The sequence below is a fragment of the Ruegeria sp. AF8 genome, assembly GCF_056541825.1.
Genome location: NZ_JBQFYW010000015.1, coordinates 59,331 through 79,356, shown reverse-complemented (window position 1 = coordinate 79,356; position 20,026 = coordinate 59,331). Strand labels below are relative to the sequence as shown.

The 20,026-nt window shown below is 61.8% G+C and carries 23 protein-coding genes; 14 read left to right on the top strand and 9 right to left on the bottom strand.

Annotated features, from left to right (window positions below; all coding sequences use genetic code 11):
* The first annotated feature begins 18 nt into the window (after positions 1-18).
* The 3 genes from ACR0AO_RS19315 to ACR0AO_RS19305 are packed head-to-tail and all read left to right on the top strand — an operon-like array spanning position 19 to position 2,764.
* Positions 19-786 carry an ABC transporter ATP-binding protein gene (locus tag ACR0AO_RS19315; RefSeq protein ID WP_480607226.1) on the top strand — a complete coding sequence of 256 codons (768 nt, stop codon included), beginning with the start codon at positions 19-21 and terminating at the stop codon, positions 784-786.
* Positions 779-1,573: an ABC transporter permease gene (locus ACR0AO_RS19310; RefSeq protein WP_480607223.1), complete on the top strand. Its 795-nt coding sequence runs from the start codon at positions 779-781 to the stop codon at positions 1,571-1,573. The genes ACR0AO_RS19315 and ACR0AO_RS19310 overlap by 8 nt, the downstream gene beginning before the upstream one ends.
* 51 nt (positions 1,574-1,624) lie before the next feature.
* Positions 1,625-2,764, top strand: coding sequence for a lytic murein transglycosylase (locus ACR0AO_RS19305; RefSeq protein ID WP_480607221.1), 1,140 nt, complete (start codon positions 1,625-1,627; stop codon positions 2,762-2,764).
* Positions 2,765-2,768: 4 nt separating this feature from the next.
* Here ACR0AO_RS19305 and ACR0AO_RS19300 read toward each other — a convergent pair whose 3' ends face one another.
* Positions 2,769-3,731 (bottom strand): acetyl-CoA carboxylase carboxyltransferase subunit alpha, encoded by a 963-nt coding sequence (locus tag ACR0AO_RS19300; protein ID WP_480607218.1) that lies wholly within the window; start codon positions 3,729-3,731, stop codon positions 2,769-2,771.
* Between the two features lie 282 nt (positions 3,732-4,013).
* Here ACR0AO_RS19300 and ACR0AO_RS19295 point away from each other — a divergent pair, with 282 nt between their 5' ends.
* Positions 4,014-4,595, top strand: a complete 582-nt coding sequence (locus ACR0AO_RS19295) for a PA14 domain-containing protein (RefSeq protein ID WP_480607215.1) — start codon at positions 4,014-4,016, stop codon at positions 4,593-4,595.
* Positions 4,596-4,638: 43 nt separating this feature from the next.
* On the opposite strand, the gene ACR0AO_RS19290 is transcribed toward ACR0AO_RS19295, so the two are convergent.
* Together ACR0AO_RS19290 and ACR0AO_RS19285 are read right to left on the bottom strand one after the other, a co-directional pair.
* Positions 4,639-5,259 (bottom strand): hypothetical protein, encoded by a 621-nt coding sequence (locus ACR0AO_RS19290; protein ID WP_480607211.1) that lies wholly within the window; start codon positions 5,257-5,259, stop codon positions 4,639-4,641.
* A gap of 65 nt (positions 5,260-5,324) precedes the next feature.
* On the bottom strand, positions 5,325-6,287 hold the full coding sequence (locus tag ACR0AO_RS19285; protein WP_480607209.1) for an L-malyl-CoA/beta-methylmalyl-CoA lyase: 963 nt from the start codon (positions 6,285-6,287) through the stop codon (positions 5,325-5,327).
* A gap of 295 nt (positions 6,288-6,582) precedes the next feature.
* On the opposite strand from ACR0AO_RS19285, the gene dgcN reads away from it, so the two are divergent.
* From dgcN to ACR0AO_RS19265, 4 genes are all read left to right on the top strand, one after another.
* Entirely contained in the window at positions 6,583-7,584 is a 1,002-nt protein-coding gene (dgcN, locus tag ACR0AO_RS19280; protein ID WP_480607207.1) for an N-acetyltransferase DgcN, read from the top strand.
* A gap of 91 nt (positions 7,585-7,675) precedes the next feature.
* On the top strand, positions 7,676-8,641 hold the full coding sequence (gene dgcA / locus ACR0AO_RS19275) for an N-acetyl-D-Glu racemase DgcA (RefSeq protein WP_480607204.1): 966 nt from the start codon (positions 7,676-7,678) through the stop codon (positions 8,639-8,641).
* A gap of 10 nt (positions 8,642-8,651) precedes the next feature.
* Positions 8,652-9,512, top strand: a complete 861-nt coding sequence (locus ACR0AO_RS19270; RefSeq protein WP_480607201.1) for a D-amino-acid transaminase — start codon at positions 8,652-8,654, stop codon at positions 9,510-9,512.
* Between the two features lie 78 nt (positions 9,513-9,590).
* Complete coding sequence (locus ACR0AO_RS19265) at positions 9,591-10,781, top strand: CaiB/BaiF CoA transferase family protein (protein WP_480607198.1); 1,191 nt, start codon at positions 9,591-9,593, stop codon at positions 10,779-10,781.
* Here the strand turns inward: ACR0AO_RS19265 and ACR0AO_RS19260 are convergent.
* The 3 genes from ACR0AO_RS19260 to ACR0AO_RS19250 form a co-directional block, all read right to left on the bottom strand.
* Positions 10,768-11,082 carry a DUF1244 domain-containing protein gene (locus ACR0AO_RS19260; protein ID WP_480607195.1) on the bottom strand — a complete coding sequence of 105 codons (315 nt, stop codon included), beginning with the start codon at positions 11,080-11,082 and terminating at the stop codon, positions 10,768-10,770. The genes ACR0AO_RS19265 and ACR0AO_RS19260 overlap by 14 nt on opposite strands.
* 106 nt (positions 11,083-11,188) lie before the next feature.
* A complete protein-coding gene (locus ACR0AO_RS19255) occupies positions 11,189-11,428 on the bottom strand; it encodes a DUF6868 family protein (RefSeq protein ID WP_480607192.1) in 240 nt (79 codons plus the stop codon).
* Between the two features lie 87 nt (positions 11,429-11,515).
* Positions 11,516-12,253, bottom strand: coding sequence for an N-formylglutamate amidohydrolase (locus ACR0AO_RS19250; RefSeq protein ID WP_480607190.1), 738 nt, complete (start codon positions 12,251-12,253; stop codon positions 11,516-11,518).
* A 118-nt stretch (positions 12,254-12,371) separates the two neighbouring features.
* Here ACR0AO_RS19250 and pyk point away from each other — a divergent pair, with 118 nt between their 5' ends.
* The 3 genes from pyk (at position 12,372) to rplT (ending at position 14,547) form a co-directional block, all read left to right on the top strand.
* Entirely contained in the window at positions 12,372-13,817 is a 1,446-nt protein-coding gene (gene pyk / locus ACR0AO_RS19245) for a pyruvate kinase (RefSeq protein WP_480607187.1), read from the top strand.
* 149 nt (positions 13,818-13,966) lie between these two features.
* Positions 13,967-14,167 (top strand): 50S ribosomal protein L35, encoded by a 201-nt coding sequence (gene rpmI / locus ACR0AO_RS19240; protein ID WP_480607184.1) that lies wholly within the window; start codon positions 13,967-13,969, stop codon positions 14,165-14,167.
* A 14-nt stretch (positions 14,168-14,181) separates the two neighbouring features.
* The gene (gene rplT, locus ACR0AO_RS19235) at positions 14,182-14,547 is read left to right on the top strand and encodes a 50S ribosomal protein L20 (protein ID WP_008756009.1); all 366 of its coding nucleotides are present in this window, start codon (positions 14,182-14,184) and stop codon (positions 14,545-14,547) included.
* Between the two features lie 85 nt (positions 14,548-14,632).
* Here the strand turns inward: rplT and ACR0AO_RS19230 are convergent, their stop codons facing one another.
* Entirely contained in the window at positions 14,633-14,794 is a 162-nt protein-coding gene (locus ACR0AO_RS19230) for a hypothetical protein (RefSeq protein ID WP_480607181.1), read from the bottom strand.
* 214 nt (positions 14,795-15,008) lie between these two features.
* On the opposite strand from ACR0AO_RS19230, the gene pheS reads away from it, so the two are divergent.
* The 3 genes from pheS to ACR0AO_RS19215 all read left to right on the top strand — a co-directional run bounded on the left by pheS (position 15,009) and on the right by ACR0AO_RS19215 (position 18,273).
* Positions 15,009-16,082, top strand: coding sequence for a phenylalanine--tRNA ligase subunit alpha (gene pheS, locus ACR0AO_RS19225; RefSeq protein WP_480607178.1), 1,074 nt, complete (start codon positions 15,009-15,011; stop codon positions 16,080-16,082).
* A gap of 428 nt (positions 16,083-16,510) precedes the next feature.
* On the top strand, positions 16,511-17,317 hold the full coding sequence (locus ACR0AO_RS19220) for a CE1 family esterase (RefSeq protein WP_480607176.1): 807 nt from the start codon (positions 16,511-16,513) through the stop codon (positions 17,315-17,317).
* Positions 17,318-17,418: 101 nt separating this feature from the next.
* Positions 17,419-18,273, top strand: a complete 855-nt coding sequence (locus ACR0AO_RS19215; RefSeq protein WP_480607173.1) for a 2-dehydro-3-deoxygalactonokinase — start codon at positions 17,419-17,421, stop codon at positions 18,271-18,273.
* Positions 18,274-18,278: 5 nt separating this feature from the next.
* Here the strand turns inward: ACR0AO_RS19215 and gph are convergent, their stop codons facing one another.
* Positions 18,279-18,944: a phosphoglycolate phosphatase gene (gene gph / locus ACR0AO_RS19210; RefSeq protein ID WP_480607170.1), complete on the bottom strand. Its 666-nt coding sequence runs from the start codon at positions 18,942-18,944 to the stop codon at positions 18,279-18,281.
* Positions 18,945-19,030: 86 nt separating this feature from the next.
* Positions 19,031-19,945 carry an MBL fold metallo-hydrolase gene (locus ACR0AO_RS19205; RefSeq protein WP_480607167.1) on the bottom strand — a complete coding sequence of 305 codons (915 nt, stop codon included), beginning with the start codon at positions 19,943-19,945 and terminating at the stop codon, positions 19,031-19,033.
* Between the last annotated feature and the right edge of the window lie 81 nt (positions 19,946-20,026).

Below are 20,026 nucleotides of genomic sequence, written 5' to 3'. Positions count from 1 at the left end.
GGCCCGCCCGGAAATCCCATGGAACTGACGATCCGGAACCTGACGCACCACTATGGCGACATGCCGGTGCTCGACGATGTCTCGCTGCACATTCCGGCGGGCGAAATCCTGTGCGTGGTCGGCCCCTCGGGCTGCGGCAAGTCCACCTTGCTGCGCATGATCGGCGGGCTGGAGCGCCCGGGCCGGGGGCAGGTTCTGCAACTGGGCGAGGCACCGCAAGGTTGCCTCAACCCGCTGACCTTCGTTTTTCAGGACTTTGCCCTGTTGCCGTGGCGCAGCGTGGCAGGAAACATTTCGCTGGTTCTGGAGGATCACCGGCTGCCGGCGCGCGTTGTACAAAACGCCATATCGGATGTTCTGGAGCGTACAAAACTGACGGATTTCGCCGATGCGTTGCCCCGGCAGCTGTCGGGTGGCATGAAACAGCGCGTCGCCATCGCCCGCGCGCTGGCGGTCAATCCGGCGGTTCTGCTGCTGGATGAACCGCTCTCGGCCCTCGACGCGCAGACCCGCGAGTTGCTGATGGAGGACCTCATTTCGCTCTGGTCGCGCCAGCCGTTCACCGCCGTTTATGTCACGCACAACCTGGCCGAAGCGGTGCGTCTTGGTCACCGTATCGCCGTCCTGTCACGCCGCCCCGGACGGGTGCGCGAGGTGATAGAGATCGATATGCCCCTGACCAAAAGGCGGCCCGGCGATCCGGATCTCGAAGCGTTGCAAACGCGGCTCTGGGACCTGATGCGCGAAGAGGCGCTGGCGGCGGATCAGGAACTGGCCGATGCCTGATACACCGCGCCCTGTTTCGTTCCGAGGCGGTGGTTTCACACCCGTTGCCAAGCGTGGCGCGGGGGTTTTGGTTTTCGTTGTGTTGCTGATGCTTGTCGAATGGGGCACGCGGGCGGACTGGATTTCGAACCTGACCCTGCCTCGCCCCTCGGATGTTGCAACCACGCTATGGGGGCTGGCCCATTCCGGGGCTTTGTGGACGCATCTTTTGCCCTCTCTGACGCGGCTGCTGGTAGGCTCGGCGATGGGAGTGACCGCCGGGGTCGGCGTCGGTGTCATGATTGGCCTGTTTTCTTATGTCCGGGCGGGGCTGGTGCCATTGGTTGCGGCGATCTTCCCGATCCCCAAAATAGCGCTACTGCCACTGTTCGTCATTTGGTTCGGTATCGACGAAGGCTCGAAATACGCGCTGATTGCGCTGGGCACCTTTACCCCGACGGTGGTCGCCACCTACGGCGCGGTGGACAATGTCGACCGCAACCTGATCCGCATGGGCCAGAGCTTTGGCCTTGGCTGGAACAGCATCGTCCGCAAGATCGTCCTGCCCGGCGCGCTGCCCGGCATCCTGTCCGGACTGCGCGTTTCGCTGGCGATTGGCATCATCCTGCTGGTTGCCGCCGAGATGCTGGGGGCAGAATACGGCATCGGCGCGTATATCCTTCAGGCCGGTGCGCTGTACGATCTTGAGCGGCTTTTCGCCGGGGTGGTGATCCTGTCGGCGCTGGGCGTTCTGACAAGCTGGGCGATCGGGATTTTGGAGAAACGCCTGCTGGCATGGCGCGGTTGAACACGGTATCCTGGGGTCGAGGCAAATCAGAAAAAGAGCAGGGCCCCGGCAATGATCAATCGGCGGATGTTTTCCCTTGGCGTTGGCGCAACGCTTGTTTCGGCCTGTACGGGCGGCGGAGGGGCGCCGACCGCCCAACCTTCCCGGATGCGCGCGGTTCCAAACGCGGGCTGGGACGCATGGGTCGCCAGTTTCAGGAATCGCGCCGCGGCGCAGGGTATTTCCGAAACCACAATCACCCGCGCTTTTCAGGGGGCGGGATATCTGCCCGGCGTGATCGAGCGCGACCGCAACCAGACGGAATTCAAGCGTTCTCTGGAGGATTATCTGGCCATCGCTGCTTCGGACGAGCGCATCAGCACCGGCAGGCAGATGTTGCAACGCCACGGCTCAACCCTGTCGCAGATCGAGGCGCGCTACGGCGTGGACAAGGAAGTCGTCGTGGCCATCTGGGGGCTGGAAAGCCGCTATGGCGCGCGCCGGGGCGATGTGCCGGTGGTTTCGGCACTGTCGACGCTGGCCTATGACGGACGGCGTGGATCGTTCTTTGAAAGCCAGTTGGTGGCGGCGCTGAAGATCGTACAGAACGGCGATACCGCGCCCGCCAATATGACCGGCAGCTGGGCCGGGGCGATGGGGCATACCCAGTTCATCCCGACCTCGTATCTGGCCTATGCGGTCGACTTCACAGGTGACGGGCGGCGCGACATCTGGTCCGAGGACCCGACCGATGCGCTGGCTTCGGCGGCGGCGTATCTGGCGCGGTCCGGGTGGGTCCGGGGGCAGCCCTGGGGCGGCGAGGTCGGCTCGGCCGCGGCGCGTTCGGGAACGCCGGTCGCCACCCTGCAACCGCAGGTCCCGGGGCCACAGATTGCGGTGTTTCAGAATTTCAGGGTCATCAAGCGTTATAACAATTCGGACAGCTATGCGATCGGCGTGGGCCACCTGTCAGACCGGATCGCTGGCGGCGGGCCGTTCAAGGCGTCGTTCGGTCCGGACGAAACGGGCCTGACGCTGGATGACCGCAAGGAATTGCAACGGCGGCTGACCGCCGCCGGGTTCGATACGCAGGGCGCGGACGGTGTGATCGGGTCCAATTCCACGGCCGCGATCAGCGCCTATCAGCGCGCCAATGGTCTGCCGGTGACCGGAGAGCCCTCGGTGGACTTGCTGCGCAGGCTGGGCGGCTGACGGATCAGGCCGCCAGCCCCTTGGCGCCAATGTCGAGGAATTTCTGGCGGCGGTCCGCGACCAGCGTTGCGCCATCCTTGCCATCCAGTTCCTGCAGCATGGCGGCAATCGCTTCGCTGACCGCGTCGATGGCGTCAGGCCGGTTCCGGTGCGCCCCGCCCTTGGGTTCGGGAATGATCCGGTCGATCACGCCCAGCTTGTGCAGATCCTGCGCGGTCAGGCGCAGCGCCTCGGCGGCCTCGCGCATCTTTTCGGCATCCTTCCACAGGATCGATGCGCAGCCTTCGGGCGAGATCACCGAATAGACTGAATGCTCCAGCATTGCCACGCGGTTGGCCGTCGCGAATGCAACCGCACCGCCCGATCCGCCTTCGCCGACGATCACCGCGACCAGCGGCACGCCGATCTTGAGGCACATCTCGGTCGAACGCGCGATGGCCTCGGACTGGCCGCGTTCCTCGGCGCCCTTGCCGGGATAGGCGCCTGCGGTGTCGATCAGGGTGATTACCGGCAGGCCAAAGCGGCCCGCCATTTCCATCAGGCGCACGGCCTTGCGGTACCCTTCGGGCCGGGCCATGCCGAAATTGCGTTCGATCCGGGATTTGGTATCGCTGCCTTTTTCATGGCCGATCACCATCACCGGCTGGTCGTTGAACCGCGCCAGCCCGCCCATCACTGCAAGGTCGTCAGCAAAGTTCCGGTCTCCGGCGAGCGGCGTGTATTCGGTGAACAGCGCCTCGATATAGTCCTTGCAATGGGGCCGTTCCGGATGACGCGCCACCTGGCATTTCCGCCAGGGCGTCAGATCCTTGTACAGCTCGTCCATCAGCTTGGTGGCCTTGGCATCCAGCGCTGCCGCTTCGTCGGCCACGTCCATCTCTTCGTTTGCCCGCGCCAGCGCGCGCAGTTCCTCGGCCTTGCCTTCGATTTCGGCCAGGGGTTTTTCGAAATCCAGATACTGGGTCATGACGTCTCTCAAAGCGGAATCTTCGCGTTATATGACCCGAGGCCGCTCCGGATGCAACTCGGCATGACATGCAATGCCGGTTTGTGCCGATCAGGGCGCTGTGAGCGGAGAGGTGCGGATGTACCTCCGCAAGTGCCGACGGCCAGATGGCCGGATCGGCAAACTGGAGCCCGTCGGACTTACCGGGCTTGCCGTGAGAACGCTTGCCGCCTAGGCTTTGTTTGATTTCGTTGCAAAAGACCGGTTGAATCCGGCTGCGACGCAACCAACAGGGAGTTGACCATGAAATCTGTTGTTTCTGTGTTGGCCGGAGGATTTGGCCTGATGCTCGGCGCCGTTGCGGCCGCCGAAACACTGACGCTGACCCCGGCCAGCCCCCAGCCTTCGAAGCCCAAGGCAGGGCTTGCGGTGAAATATGCCTGGGCGGGTGATCCGCCGGCGCAGATCCAGTCGATCAGCGCTGCCAAAAGCATGGTTGCAAGCGCGAGGCCGGGTCAGCCGCTCAGGGGGCTGGATTATCGGGATACCGACGAAGGCGAACCTGTCATGACTTTCAATCAGGCGATGAACGTCGCCGCGGATATCAAGGGCTATATCCGGTTCGATGCGCCGGGAACCTATACGCTGGAGACCTGGTCGAACGACGGGATCGAAGCGCATATCGGCGGGCAGCAGGTCGGGTATTTTTCAAGCCGCCAACCGTGCGAGGCGAACCAGCGCGTCGATGTCGAGGTGCCGAAGGCGGGTTGGTACGATCTGAGCATTGTCTATTTTCAGAAATACAGCACCGCCTGCCTGATGATGAAGTGGGGCAGGAAGGGCGACAAGCTGCAATGGGTTCCGAACGGCGTGTTCGGCCATTGATCGCAGTCGATGACGGCGAATGGAGGGGCCGCTGGGCCGATCTTCAGTTCGGGGGCAGATCCAGCGCTGCGCGCAATGCCGATTCCGGTGCGCTCAGAACCGGAACGCCGCTATTCAGATGTTCGGTGGCCGCCGCCATGGAGGCCTGAGCCAGGACGACGCAAGCGGTATCCGGAGCCTGTTCGAGCGCCTGCGACAGCCGTGCGGCGATGCGGGTGGCAAAAGCGCTGGTGTCGCCCGAGACGAAATGAACCCAGAGATGCGCAAGTGGTAGCTCGCGGATATTCGGCTCCAGCCCGATATCTGCAAAGGCTTTTGACAGCAGGCGGGTAGAGGGTTCTTTCGTACTTTCCAGGCAGTAGGCCAGCAGAACCGGCCCGCCGATTGCCGCGGCTTGCTGCATCATCGGCCAGTCGATGCGCATCGCTCCAGCGCGCGCCGCGATTTCGCCAATCGTAGAGCAGGTACATATGGCGTTCCGCGCGGTGAAGATGGCCGAGTGGATTTCAAGCGCCAGTTCGGCGTCGATCCCGTGCAGCCCCCGGTCCAGCCAGTCGGGACGTACCACATGCGTCAGCTTTGCATCCGGCGCGATGCGCGCCGATAAAGCGTCGAACATAGCGCGATGTACCTCGGCAGTGTGAAACAGGGTCAACTCGGTCATTCTGCAAATTCTAACAGAAAAGGGCGCCCGATGGGCGCCCTTTTCGCTCAATTTGATACCAGACTTCAGCCGTTTGCGGCGATCAGCTCGGCCTGGGCGACGATGACCTCGGCCTGCTTGATCGAGGCGATATCGACCAGCCGGCCCCGATATACGGTGGCGCCCTCGCCATTTGCCTTGGCCTGTTCCATCGCGGCAAGGATTTCGCGGGCCTCGGTCACCGCCTCGTCCGAGGGGGTAAAGACCTGATTGGCCAGCGCGATCTGTTTCGGGTGGATGGCCCATTTGCCAACCATGCCCAGCGTTGCCGAGCGTTTGGCCTGCGCGATATAGCCGTCGTCGTCGCTGAAATCGCCGAACGGGCCATCGACCGGCAGCACGCCATGGGTGCGACAGGCGGCGACGATGGCGGTCTGCGCCCAGTGCCACGGGTCCGACCAGTGCTTTTCGCCCTCGCGCAGCATGTAGTAGTTTTCCTGCGTACCGCCGATGCCGGTGGTCTGCATCCCCATCGAGGCGGCGAAATCGGCGGCACCCAGGCTCATCGCCTGCAGGCGGGGGGAGGCGGCGGCGATCTCCTCGACATGGGCGATCCCGGCGGCGGATTCGATGATCACCTCGAAACTGATCGGCTTGGTGCGGCCCTTGGCGCGCTCGATGGCGGTGACCAGTGCGTCGACAGCATAGACATCCGCGGCACAGCCCACCTTGGGGATCATGATCTGATCCAGCCGGTCGCCCGCCTGTTCCAGCACATCGACCACGTCGCGATACCAATAAGGTGTGTCCAGCCCGTTGATCCGGACAGACATGTATTTGCCGCCCCAGTCGACGGTGTTCAGTGCCTCGATGACATTGGCGCGGGCGATGTCTTTGTCGGAAGGTGCGACCGAATCCTCAAGGTCCAGGTTGATCACGTCGGCGGCCGAAGCGGCCATTTTCGGGAACAGTTTGGTGTTCGAGCCCGGGCCGAACAACTGGCAGCGGTTGGGGCGTGCCGGTGCGGCGGGTTGGATACGGAAACTCATCTGGACCTCGCATGAGTAATGAAATTTCGATTTTCTCGCTCAATGGGGTATTAAATTGCGCGGCTCTGCGCAAGCGCCATCATGCACCTGCGGCAATGCGTGTGCAGCATTTGCTGGCAAGGATGTAAAAACGAGTGATGAAAGTTTAGTCAGTTTGAAAACTTCGAAGGATCTTGCGAAAAATTTCAACTTGGCGCGAAAATTTTCCAAGCCTTGGATTTGTTCAATCGCAGAAAGCAAAACGCTCGTTGAGAGGGGCCAATAGTTTGTTCCGGAATCAAAGGAGTGCACCGCAATGATCGAGACACCGTACCTGCTGTTTTTGGGCGATGCGCCCGACCAATTGGCGGCAAAGGTCGCCGTGGGAATCAAGGACTGGCGACCTGAAAATGCTGTCGGTCAGTACCGCATGGACGGATGCAAGGCCGATCTGGGCCTGAAGGACATGGACCTGGTCGAGGCGCGCGAGGCCGGCGCTAAAACGCTGGTGATCGGTGTGGCCAACCGCGGCGGCGTGATCAGTCAGGAGTGGAAGAAGGTGCTGGTGATGGCGCTGGAGGAAGGGTTCGACCTGGCGAGCGGTTTGCACAACCTGCTGCGCGACGAGCCCGATCTGGTGGCCGTGGCCGAGGCCACCGGGCGCAAGCTGCATGACGTGCGGGTGCCCTCGGTGGATTATCCGATTGCCAATGGAATCAAGCGCAAGGGCAAGCGATGCCTGGCGGTCGGCACCGACTGTTCTGTGGGCAAGATGTACACGGCTCTGGCTATGGATGCGGAAATGCGCGAACGCGGTATGAAGTCGACCTTCCGTGCCACTGGTCAGACCGGCATCCTGATCACCGGCGACGGTGTTCCGCTGGATGCGGTGATCGCCGATTTCATGGCCGGTTCGGTCGAATGGCTGACGCCCGACAATGATGAGGATCACTGGGACCTGATCGAAGGTCAGGGCTCTTTGTTCCACGTTTCGTATTCGGGTGTGACCATGGCGCTGATCCATGGCGGTCAGCCTGACGCGCTGATCCTGAGCCACGAACCCACCCGCGAACATATGCGTGGTTTGCCCGGTTATCAGCAGCCCTCGCTTGAAGCGCTGCGCGATACCGCTCTGAATCTGGCGAAAGTGGCGAACCCGGACTGTCAGGTTGTGGGCGTGTCGGTGAACACCCAGCACATGAGTGAGGCGGATGCCACCGCCTATCTGGCGCAGATCGAGGCCGATATGGGACTGCCCGCCACCGACCCGTTCCGCTTTGGTTCGGGCAAGCTGGTGGATGCGCTGGCGGCGATGTGATCTAAGAACACTGCTGGGGTGGGATGAGATTTTTCGTCGAAAAATCTCGTCTCCGGCGGAAGTATTTGGAAAATGATGAAGGAGCGGGCGCGTGCGGATTGAAGTCTGTCGTGATGTGTTCCGGCTGGCACAGGTGTTCACCATCTCGCGCGGGTCGCGGACCGAGGCGAAGGTATTGACGGTCCAAATCACGGACGGGATACATCAGGGCTGGGGAGAGTGCGTGCCTTACGCCCGCTATGACGAGACGCTGGAGACGGTCGAGGCCGAGATTGCCGGGCTGCCCGCCGAATTCACTCGCGAAGGGCTGATGGATCTGCTGCCCGCAGGTGCCGCGCGCAACGCGGTGGATTGCGCGTTGTGGGATCTTGAGGCCAAGCGGGCAGGCAAGCGCGTTTGGGAACTGGCCGGGTTGCCCGCGCCGGGGCCGGAAATCACCGCCTATACGCTGTCGCTGGACACGCCCGATTCCATGCAGGAGCAGGCGGCGAAGAACGCGCACCGGCCCCTGCTCAAGATCAAGCTGGGCACGCCCGACGACATGCCTCGGCTGGAAGCGGTGCGCACGGGCGCGCCAGAGGCGAAGATCATCGTGGACGCCAACGAGGGTTGGTCGGCCGGGGTCTATGCCGATCTTGCCCCGCATCTGGTCCGGTTGGGGGTGGCTCTGGTCGAGCAGCCCTTGCCCGCCGGTGACGATGAGGCGTTGATCGGGATGGAGCGCCCGGTGCCGGTCTGCGCCGACGAGTCCTGCCACGACCGTGCCAGCCTGCCGCGGCTGAAGGGCAAATATGATGTGATCAACATCAAGCTCGACAAGACGGGCGGCCTGACCGAGGCGATGAAACTGCGTGACGCGGCGCTGGCCGAAGGATATGGCGTCATGGTGGGTTGCATGGTCGGAAGTTCGCTGGCGATGGCCCCTGCGACGCTGGTGGCGCAGGGTGCGCTGGTGACGGATCTTGACGGCCCGCTTTTATTGGCCGAGGACCGCGACATCCCGCTGATTTTTGACGATGCCGGAGTGCACCCGCCTGCAGCGGGCCTCTGGGGCTAAGGAGACGAAGATGACCCGCACTGTATACGTGAACGGCGAATACCTGCCCGAGACCGAGGCCAAGGTCTCGATCTTTGACCGTGGATTTCTGATGGCCGATGCGGTCTATGAAGTGACCAGCGTGCTAGACGGCAAGCTGATTGACTTCGAGGGCCATGCCGTGCGCCTCAAGCGGTCTTTGGACGAGTTGCAGATGGCCGAGCCATGCAGCAAGGAGGAGTTGCTGGAGATTCACCGCAAGCTGGTGGAACTGAACGGCATCGACGAAGGGCTGGTTTATCTGCAGGTCACGCGCGGATCAGACGGGGATCGTGATTTTGTGTTTCCGTCGGATGACACGCAGCCGACGATCGTTCTGTTTACCCAGAATAAACCCGGACTGGCCGACAGCCCGGCGGCCGCAAAGGGCAACAAGATCATTTCGATCGAGGATATCCGCTGGGGCCGCCGAGACATCAAGACGACGCAGTTGCTCTATCCGTCGCTGGGCAAGATGATGGCCAAGGCGGCAGGCTGTGACGATGCCTGGCTGATCGAAGATGGGCATGTGACCGAGGGCACCTCGAACAACGCCTATTTCGTCAAGAACGGCAAGATCGTAACCCGTCCGCTGTCGACCGACATCCTGCACGGTATCACCCGCAAGGCGGTGCTGCGGATGGCGGCCGAGGCACAGATGGAGATCGAGGAACGTCTGTTCACCATCCACGAGGCGCAACAGGCGGATGAGGCGTTTACCACATCGGCCAGCGCTTTTGTGATGCCGGTGGTCGAGATTGACGGGGTGCAACTGGGCGATGGCACGCCCGGGCCGGTGGCCAGGCGGCTGCGTGAAATCTATCTGGACGAAAGCCGCAAGGCCGCGATCTGAGGAAACCGACCTCGGTCTGACGAAAACGGACCATCTTTCAATCCTCCGACTGGTAGCCTGCCGGTGGGAGGATATTTCATGCGACCATTCGAAGGATTGCGGGTTCTGGACCTGACCCATGTCTTTGCCGGCCCGTTCTGCGCCTATCAACTGGGTGTTTTGGGCGCCGAGGTCATCAAGATCGAACCGGTGGACCAGCCGGACATGACGCGCGGCGAGGGTGCGGCCCCCGATCTGAACGCTGCCGGAATGGGCTTGGGATTTCAGGCGCAGGGCGGCGGTAAACGCACGCTGGCGCTGAACCTGAAATCGGATGAAGGGCAGGGGATTTTCGACAGGCTGGTGCAAACCGCGGATGTAATGGTGTTGAACTACACCGCTCATGCGGTGGAGGCGCTGAATCTGGGATATGACCGGCTGGCCGCTTTGAAACCCGAGCTGATTTATTGCGCCATCAGCGGGTTCGGCGCCACCGGGCCAAAGGCGGGGCATCCTGCCTATGATGTTGTCATTCAGGCTTTTGCAGGCGTCATGGCGGCCAATGGTGAAGCCGGATCGGACCCGGTGAGGGTGGGTCCCGCGATGGTGGATTATGGCACCGGGGCGCAGGCGGCGCTGGCGGTCTCGGCGGCCTTGTACGGGCGGGCGATGACCGGGCGGGGGCGGCGGATTGACGTGGCGATGGCCGATTGCGCGTTGATGCTGATGAATTCGCACACGGTGGCGGCTCTGGCGACCGGGGTCGCCCCCAGCCCGCACGGCAATCAGGACCCTTCGCTGGCGGGATACGCCACTTATGAAACCGCTGACGGCACATTGATGATCGGGGCGTTTACGAACGCGCAGATGGCCAATCTGATGCGGGCGGTGACAGAAGAGGGTTTGGCGGACGAGATCGAGGCGACACCCCGCGCATGTATCGGCGCGCGCCGGAAAAAGGATGCAGAGGTATTGCGTCGCGCAATGCAAACCAAAACCGCCGCAGAATGGGAAGCAATCCTGAACGCCCATCACGTTCCGGCGGCACGGGTGCGCAGGCTGGAGGAGACGCTGACCGAGCCGCAGATCGCCGCGCGCCCCGTAGTGCAGAGCGTCGGCGAAATGCGTCTGACGGTAACCGGATTTACCTATGATCACGGTGCGCCGGAACTGCACAGCGCCCCGCGCGCGCACGGGGCCGACAGCCGGGAGTTGCTTGGGGAACTTGGTATCGGCACGGCCGCATTCGACGATCTGGCCGCGCGCGGGGTGGTGTTCAGCCCTTCTTGAGCACGTTTTCCTCGAACGCGATTTTGAAGGCGGCCTGTTTTTCGGCGCTGGCCTCGGTCTGATAGTTGGCTTTCCATTCGGCCATCGTCATGCCGTAATAGATTTCACGCGCCTCGTCCTTGCCCATCTCGATGCCCTTTTCGTTGGCGGCTTCCTGATACCAGCGGGCCAGGCAGTTGCGGCAGAAACCGGCCAGGTTCATCATGTCGATATTCTGCACATCCGTGCGGTCCTCCATCAGGTGTTTCTGAAGGCGGCGAAAGGCGGCGGCCTGAAGTTCGATTTCGGTCTGATGGTCCATGGTGCAGGCTCCGGAGTGTATGATTTTGCAATGAGGTAGCAACACTTGCCCCGTGATACAACAAACGGGGGCCTGTCTGGCCCCCGTCGGGTTGAAAAACCTGTGATCAGGCCAGTTTCAGCGCCACCCACGGCACAAGGCAGAAGATCAGTGTCAGGATCTTGTAGTTGGCCAGATAGCGGAAATAGGCCTTTTTGACATCGGTCTTTTCCATTCCGAACATATTGCCATGAAGGTTCGCGATCCAGTTCTGCAAGGCAAGGATCATAATGGTGCTGAAGAGCAAGATACCGAAGTTTAGGACCGTCATCCAACCGAAGACAGTCGTCAGGATTTCCTGAGTCATGTTTGTCTCCTTTCCCAATGAATATGGGGGTGACGAGACATCCTCACAAGAAAGTGAGGCTCCGGTTTCGGTGGGTTTTACCTTACGTCATATGCAGCTGTCTGCCAGCGCCGATTGCAGGATATTGGCCAGCCGCTCGGCCCAGGCCTTTTGGCCCGCGTGATCCGCGATCAGGTCGTTGCGCAGCTCGATCAAGGCATTCGGGCGGCCATGGGCGGTGCAATGTTTGTCGATCGCGTCGCCGGGCAGCACGCCGGTATAGGGTTGGTTGACGCCGACGCACAGCTCCCCTTCGGTTTTCAGGCGCTGGATCAGCGGTCGCGAGAACCGCTCGTCGCTGGTGTGCAGCACGCCGATATGCCAGGGGCGCGGTTCGTGGCCCCGTAACTGGCGGGTGAAGGAGTGCATCGAGATGACCACCACGTGCGGCAGGGCCGCAAGCCGCGTCAGCGCCGCGTGATAGGGACGATAGCACAGGTTCAGCCGCCGCTCGCGTTCGGTTGCATCCGCGTGGCGGTTGCCGGGGATGATCGAGCCGTCATAAAGCTTCATCAGCAGGGTGGGGTCGTCCTCGCCCCGGTTCGGGTCGATCACCAGGCGCGAAAAATTGGCGGCAATCACCGGCGCGTTCAGGATCTCGCCCAGATGTTTCGACACTTCATAGGCACCCACGTCATAGGCAATGTGGCGTTCCATGTCCTCGCGCGGCAGGCCGAGGTCTCCGCCATTGATCTGCGGGGGGACCAGATTGGTCGCATGATCGCAGGTAATCAGCCAGCGCGACGGACGGTCCTCGCCGTGAATGAAGAACGGAGTATATGTCATCAGCCTGTCATCTTGTTTGTCGCAGGTGTAGGACAGTTGTCTGGGAAAGGGAATTGCGCAATAAGCGGCCCAAGTGCTGTTTGCGATAACAGATGCCGAATTGAGGAGAGCAAGGCAAATGCGACGCCTGAGAAATGTGAAAATCGTGGCGACGCTGGGCCCGGCGTCCGAAAGTTATGAGATGATCCGTGCATTGCACGAGGCGGGGGCGGATGTGTTCCGGCTGAACATGAGCCACGGAACCCATGACGACATTCGCGAAAAGCACCGGATCATCCGCCAGGTGGAAAAGGATCTCGACAGCCCGATTGCCATTCTGGCCGATCTTCAGGGGCCGAAACTGCGGGTAGGAGAGTTTGCCAACGACTCGGAGGAATTGGAGGACGGCGCGTCGTTCCGGCTGGATCTGGATCGGGCCGCAGGGGACGCGACCCGTGTGTGCCTGCCGCATCCCGAGATTTTCGAGGCGTTGGAACCCGGCGCGCGCCTGTTGGTCAATGACGGCAAGATTCGTCTGATGGTGGAACGTTGTGGCCGCGATTTCGCGGAGTGCACGGTTGAAACCGGCGGTACGATATCAAACCGCAAGGGTGTGAACGTGCCGGATGTCGTGCTGCCGCTGGCGGCGCTGTCCGACAAGGACCGGGCCGATCTGGACTTTGCCTGCAAGCTGGGCGTCGACTGGCTGGCGCTGAGTTTCGTGCAGCGCGCCAGGGATGTGTTCGAAGCGCGCGCGCTGGCCGGCGGCCGAGCCGCCATTCTGTCGAAGATCGAGAAGCCGGCAGCGGTCGAGGCGTTCGGAGAAATCCTTGACGCTTCGGACGGGATCATGGTGGCGCGTGGCGATCTCGGGGTGGAATTGCCGGTGTCAGCCGTGCCGCCGATCCAGAAACGCCTGGTGCGCAAGTGCCGGGCGGCGGCCAAGCCGGTGATCGTGGCGACGCAGATGCTGGAAAGCATGATCGAAAGCCCGATGCCCACCCGGGCCGAAGTGTCTGACGTGGCGACCGCGATCTACGAGGGGACGGATGCCATCATGCTGAGCGCGGAGTCGGCGGCCGGAAGCTATCCGATCGAGGCGGTTCAGACCATGAACAAGGTGGCGATCGAGGTCGAGGCCGACCCGACCTATACGCAGATCATCAATGCCTCACGCAGCGCCAAGGGCACGACGATTGCGGACGGCATCGTTGCTGCCGCGCGCGAGATTGCGGAAAAAACCGACATCAGGGCGATCTGCTGTTTTACGCAAAGTGGAACGACTGCGCTTTTGACCGCAAGAGAGCGGCCCGGAGTGCCGATCATCGCCATGACGTCGCTGATCGGAACCGCGCGGCGCCTGTGCCTGAGCTGGGGCTGCAATTGCGTGATGACGCCGGAACTGGAGCGGTTCAAGAGCGCGGTTGTCAATGCCGCCCGCGCTGCCCGCGCTGGCGGGTTCGCGACAGAAGCCGATCAGATCGTGGTGACGGCGGGCGTTCCGTTCAATGTTCCGGGCACGACCAACATCCTGCGCGTCGCGCATTGTGACGAGCGGTTGATCTATAACACCGATCCGGGCTGAACGCGTTTTCGGTTTTTCGCAGCGGAAAATGCGTGAAACCCCTTGCCAGTTTGCGCGGACTTGCGTAAACGGCGCCTCTGACCGCGCGACCGGCCGATGTGGCATGCCGAGTCGCGTTTTGCACCGAACCCGAAGAATAGGAGACGGAAATGCCCAAGATGAAGACCAAGTCGAGCGCCAAGAAGCGCTTTAAGGTGACAGCGACCGGAAAGGTCCTGACGGCTCAGGCCGGCAAGCGTCACGGCATGATCAAGCGGCACAAGAAATTCATCCGCAATGCCCGTGGCACCACCACCATGTCCGCCCCCGACGCCAAGATCGTCAAGGGCTATATGCCCTACGACCGCTAAGAGGAGATTAAGAGATGTCCCGCGTTAAAGGTGGAACCGTAACTCACGCCCGTCACAAGAAGGTCATCAAGGCCGCCAAAGGTTACTATGGCCGCCGCAAGAGCACCTTCAAGGTTGCCCGTCAGGCCGTCGACAAGGCCAATCAGTATGCAACCCGCGACCGCAAGAACCGCAAGCGCAACTTCCGCGCGCTGTGGATCCAGCGTATCAACGCTGCTGTCCGTTCGCATGACGAGGCTCTGACCTATTCCCGCTTCATCAACGGCCTGAACCTGGCCGGTATCGAAGTGGACCGCAAAGTTCTGGCTGACCTGGCCGTGCACGAACCGGAAGCGTTCGGCGCGATCGTGGCCAAGGCACAGGCGGCTCTGGCTGCCTGATCCTCTTTCGAGAGACGGTGAATCAAAGGTCGTTCCCCCGGGGAGCGGCCTTTTTTCGTCGTGCAACGGGGTTCGGTCCGGCGTATCAGGTCACGAGAAACCAGAGAACCGCAACCGCGACGGCGCCGCCGATCATGAGGGCTGTCGGATTCGAGGTGACCGTTTCCGTCAGGCTCGACAGATCAAATCCGCCAGACCCGCCGCCGCTTCCGGTCGCGTTCTTTATGGCAATTCCGTATTCGAGCATTTCATCACCACCGGTTTCGAGGTGTCGGGTGCAAGCCTGACCGAAATTCGCCGAAAATTCACCCCGTGTAAGGGTGTTCTGACCAACATCGCGTTATGCTGAGGGTTTCTTGCATCAGGCCTGTCCGCCGGAATATGCGCCGCAGGACCGTGTCCGGCTTGCATTCACGGCCATTGGCCGATAGCAGGTTCTGGACCAAATTCAGGGGACCGTCATGGACGATCTTAAGGCAAAATATCTGGGGCAGATTGCCGAGGCAGGCGACGAAAACGTGCTGGAGGCGATCCGTGTCGCCGCCGTGGGCAAAAAGGGCGAAGTGGCGCTGAAGATGCGCGAGTTGGGCAAGATGACGCCCGATGAGCGTCAGGTCGCTGGCCCCGCTCTGAACGCGCTGAAGGACGAGATCAACTCGGCGCTTTCCGCCAAAAAGGCCGCATTGGCGGATGCCGCGCTGGACGAACGCCTGCGCACCGAATGGCTGGACGTCACCCTGCCGTCGCGCCCCCGCCGTCAGGGCACGCTTCATCCTGTCAGCCAGGCGAGCGAGGAACTGACCGCGATCTTTGCCGAACTGGGTTTCTCGGTGGCCGAAGGACCGCGGATCGAGACCGACTGGCACAATTTCGACGCCCTGAACATCCCCGGCCATCACCCCGCACGGGCCGAGATGGACACGTTCTATATGCACCGGGCCGAAGGTGACGACCGCCCGCCGCATGTGCTGCGCACCCATACCTCGCCGGTGCAGATCCGTTCGATGGAACTGCAGGGCGCGCCGATCCGCGTCATCTGTCCGGGCGGCGTCTATCGTGCCGACTATGACCAGACCCACACGCCGATGTTCCATCAGGTCGAGGGGCTGGCCATCGACAAGGACATCTCGATGGCGAACCTGAAATGGGTTCTGGAAGAGTTCGTGAAGGCCTTCTTCGAGGTCGATGACGTCGAACTGCGCTTCCGCGCTTCGCACTTCCCTTTCACCGAGCCGTCGGCCGAGGTCGATATCCGCTGTTCGTGGGAGGGCGGCCAGCTGAAGATCGGCGAGGGTGACGACTGGATGGAGATTCTGGGCTCGGGCATGGTCCACCCCAAGGTCATCGCCGCCGGCGGCATCGACCCCGAGGTCTATCAGGGCTTTGCCTTTGGCATCGGCATCGACCGTCTGGCGATGCTGAAATACGGCATTCCCGATCTGCGGGCGTTCTTCGATTCCGATCTGCGCTGGCTGCGCCATTACGGGTTCGCAGCGCTGGATATGCCGAACCTGCATGGTGGTTTGTCGCGGTAGATGTACCTTTTGGGGGTATATCTTTCGAAATACTACGACTGGAGTGTTGCGCTTTCCAGCCGCAATCGTCGTTGGATTGGCTTCGCAATACTATTCTTGTGGTTTTGGATATTTGTAGGAATAGCCGGTTTTCTTCCAAGTTGGGTTGCCGCCCTGATCTTGCTTGTATCCACACCATTCACCAGTCTTTTCATGATGGCACACCATCGTGTTTGGAAAAATCGGGATGAGACCCGGAGCGATCAACAATCCCAGTTGTGGAAAACCAAAAAACTCATTGATCGTTTCAAAAAGTAAGTGCGGAGCAAAGGCCGTCAGGCCGCACCCCTCGGATCGCCACCCCGCGGTCTGGCGATGGCGCGGCTTGTTTTCATCTTCCCACGGGGTTGTGACGTGACAGCGGGCGCCGGGTGGGTAGGCTCGGCCAGATGATATACCGATTGCTATGCCTACTTCTGCTTACCGCCAGTCCGGCCCTTGCCATGGGGCCGTGGAAAAAAACCTGCCACAGCGATACAGCCTGTATCGTCGGGGATCGCTCGTATCATGTGCTGGAACCGGACGGATGGGACGGTGAAAGCCCGCTGCCGGTGTTGCTGCATTTCCACGGCTGGGCGCGGCAGGGCACCGTTGTCGTCAATCACCAGCGCATCGCCAGCGCCACCCGCAAGCGCGGTGTGCTGCTGGTCGCACCCAACGGACAGCGCAAAAGCTGGGATTTCTGGACGGCCGACACCAGTGACGTGCGTTTCGCCAACCGCGTGCTGGAGGATGTCTCCAATCGCTATCCCGTTGACCGCGATCGCATCTATGTCTCGGGCTATTCCTTTGGCTCGGCCATGGCGTGGCGCTATGTCTGCCAGTCGGGCAATCACATCGCTGCCCTGCTGGCCATCGCCGGAACCCTGCGCCAGACCGAGGAGTGCCCGCAAGGGCCGACCGAGGTGCGCCACGTGCACGGGCTGGACGATACGGTGATGGATTTCCCTTACGGCCCCGGCGGCGACACCACCTATCCTGTCGCCCTGTGGCGGCAAAGGAACGGCTGTCACCAGGCAACGCCGCAGGGCGACTGGCAGCAAGTTCCCTTTCTGAAGCTTTCGCGTGTGGCCTGGAACGATTGCGCCTCGGGCCGTGTGACGCTCGACACCCATCCCGGCGGTCACTTCATCCCGCATGGCTGGATCGCGCGGCAGCTCGATGAATTGCTGGGCCTGCCGCTTTCCTATCCTTAGAGCGGGCACTGTACGGTATGGAAATTGCCGCTTCGGACTGGTGCCGGATGCCCCGCTTGCCTAGAACGACCCGAGGAATCGATTGAAACGGAGCGAATCCGATGACGCCCGAATGGATTGCGGTGGATTGGGGGCAGTCCCGGCAGCGGGCCTGGGCCATGCGCGGCGCGGATGTGCTGGACCGGGCAGAGCGGCAGGATATCGAAAAACCTGCCAGAGACGCCCTGATCGATCTTCTCTTTCCCTGGCTGGGGCAGGGCACCGTTCCGGTGGTGGCCTGCGGCGCGCTCGGGCCGATGGGTCGGGCAGTGCCCTGCAAACCCTTCCCGGACGGAACATGGTCGGTTTCACTGGGCGACGACCGGATGGACCTTCATGTGCTGCCTGGGATACGGCAGACCACGCCGGCGGACATGATGCAGGGCGATGAGACCCGCGTGGCGGGGTTTCTGGCGCTCAACAAGGATTGGGACGGCGTTGTTTGCCTGACCGGGCCCGAAACCCGGTGGGTACATGTCAGCGCCGGAGAAATCGTCAGCTTCCAGACCTTTCTGACCGGTTCCATGCTCTCGGCCATGGTGAGTATTCCGGCCACCGCATCGGCAGTGGCAGCAGAGGGCATTGACCGCGCCGCCTTTGCCACAGCTCTCGAAGACGCCCTCGCCAAACCCGAGCGCATCTTTGCCCGTCTCTATGGGGTCCATGCCGAATGCGTCATGAACGGATTGGAGTCTCCGGTGGCCAGCGCCCGCATTCATGGCGCCCTGATCGGGGCCGAACTGGCCGCGGCGCGCCCGTTCTGGCTGGGCCAGCAACTGGCAGTGATCGGAGTCGGCCCGTTGGCCGGTCTCTACGTCGATGCCCTGTCGGCGCAGGGCGTTCCGGCGGCGCTGGCGGATGACGCGGGCATGACGCTTCGGGGGTTGATAGAGGCATGGCGCCTGCTTGACGCCTGATGCTTTTAGCCTGCTGAGGCGGCCAACAGGCTTTCGACCAGTTTCGGCAATTGCGAACTGTCGTCATAGCTCGCGGCGTGGGGCAATTCCTCGGCGGGGCGTTTGCGATAACCTTGCGTGAACAATAGAAACGGTACCTCGGCGCGCTGCGCGGTTTCCGCGTCCACCTCGCTGTCACCGACATAAAGGCGCGGGCCGTCCGGCAAAAAATCGAAGGTGGCCCACAAGGCAGCAGGGTCGGGTTTGCGGACATTCAGAGAATCGCCTCCGATGACCGCATCGAAAAAGGCGGCCATCCCCAGATTGCCCAGAACCAGTCGTGCGGCGCTTTCCGGTTTGTTGGTGCAAATGCCCATCGGATGCCCGCGTTCCTTCAGCATCTCCAGTGCGGCAATCATACCGGGATAGGGTGCGGTGCTGTCGCTGGGTGCCGCGTTGTAGTGGTCCAGTGTCGCTCTGGTCAGCCGGGGATGGGCAGACATGTCCAGCGCGCAATGCCGGATCACCTGTCCAACCAGATTTGGCAGGCCGTTTCCGACGAAACCCACGACCGTTTCGACCTCAAGCGGTGCGACGCCCTCTGCATCCAGCATTCGGTTGACCGCCGCCGCGATGTCCGGCGCGCTGTCGACCAGGGTGCCGTCAAGATCGAATACGATAGGTGAAGTCATGACGCCTCCGGGATTGCCGTGCCCGATCAATGACAGGGTGGCGCGATGAAATCCAGCCGCAAGCCTCACCCACCATTATTCCATGTCTAGGCGCCCAGCGGAACAAAGCGATAGGCATCCCCCTTGCGCTCTACTTGCCCGATGCCGCCGTGCGACAAGTGAAAGCCAACGATCTGAATTTGCTCGGTCGCCAGTTGATCCAGCAGACCCATGCGGGATTTCGCCGCCATTGCCTGATCCTGGTCGGACCCTGAATGCCAGTCCGGCCGTTCGAATGCCACATGATGGTTGATCACCGCATCACCTGCGATCATCACCGCGTTGGAACCGCTGCGAAGTTCGAAGGACATATGGCCCGGGCTGTGGCCATAGGTGGCACGTGCCGCAACTCGGGGAATTAATTCATCGCCGTCATCAAAGAGATGGATCGAACCTTCCAGAAGTTCCAAACGGCGTTTGGCCCCGGCCGCCATCGCGGCGCGGTCCGCACCAACCTGATTCACGGTTTCCGGGTTCCACCAATAATCCCACTCGGCCGTGCCCATCATATGCCGTGCGTTGGCGAACAGGGGCTCGTCGAAATCATCCATAACGCCCCAAAGATGATCCGGGTGGCCATGGGTGAATACAACATGCGTGATATCGTCGGGCGTCAGGCCGGCAACCTCCAGTGCCTCCGGCAACTTGCCCGCGCTGCCCTGAAAGCCGGGGCCGGATCCGGTATCGAACAGAACATTCCGGTCTTCATCCTGGAGCAGCGTCACGTTGCAGGGTGTTTCCAGCGTCCCGGTGTTCACGCCGTATTCAGCCAGAATGTGGGCCAGATCGTCCTGTGGCATCGACCCGAAAACGAAGCTTGAGGGCAGGCTCAGATATCCGTCGCTGAGGGTGGTGATGCGGGCCTGACCCAGACTGATTTGCGCTGTCGCCCAGATCGGCCGTGCGGTCAGAACGGCCGTGGCCGCAGTTGCCGTCAGAAACGAGCGGCGTGTCATGGGCATGATGAATCCTCCTGTACGCATAATCACATTCATTTTAATGAATGATATTTGGTAAATGAAGTCCAAAAATCCGCGCTTGAC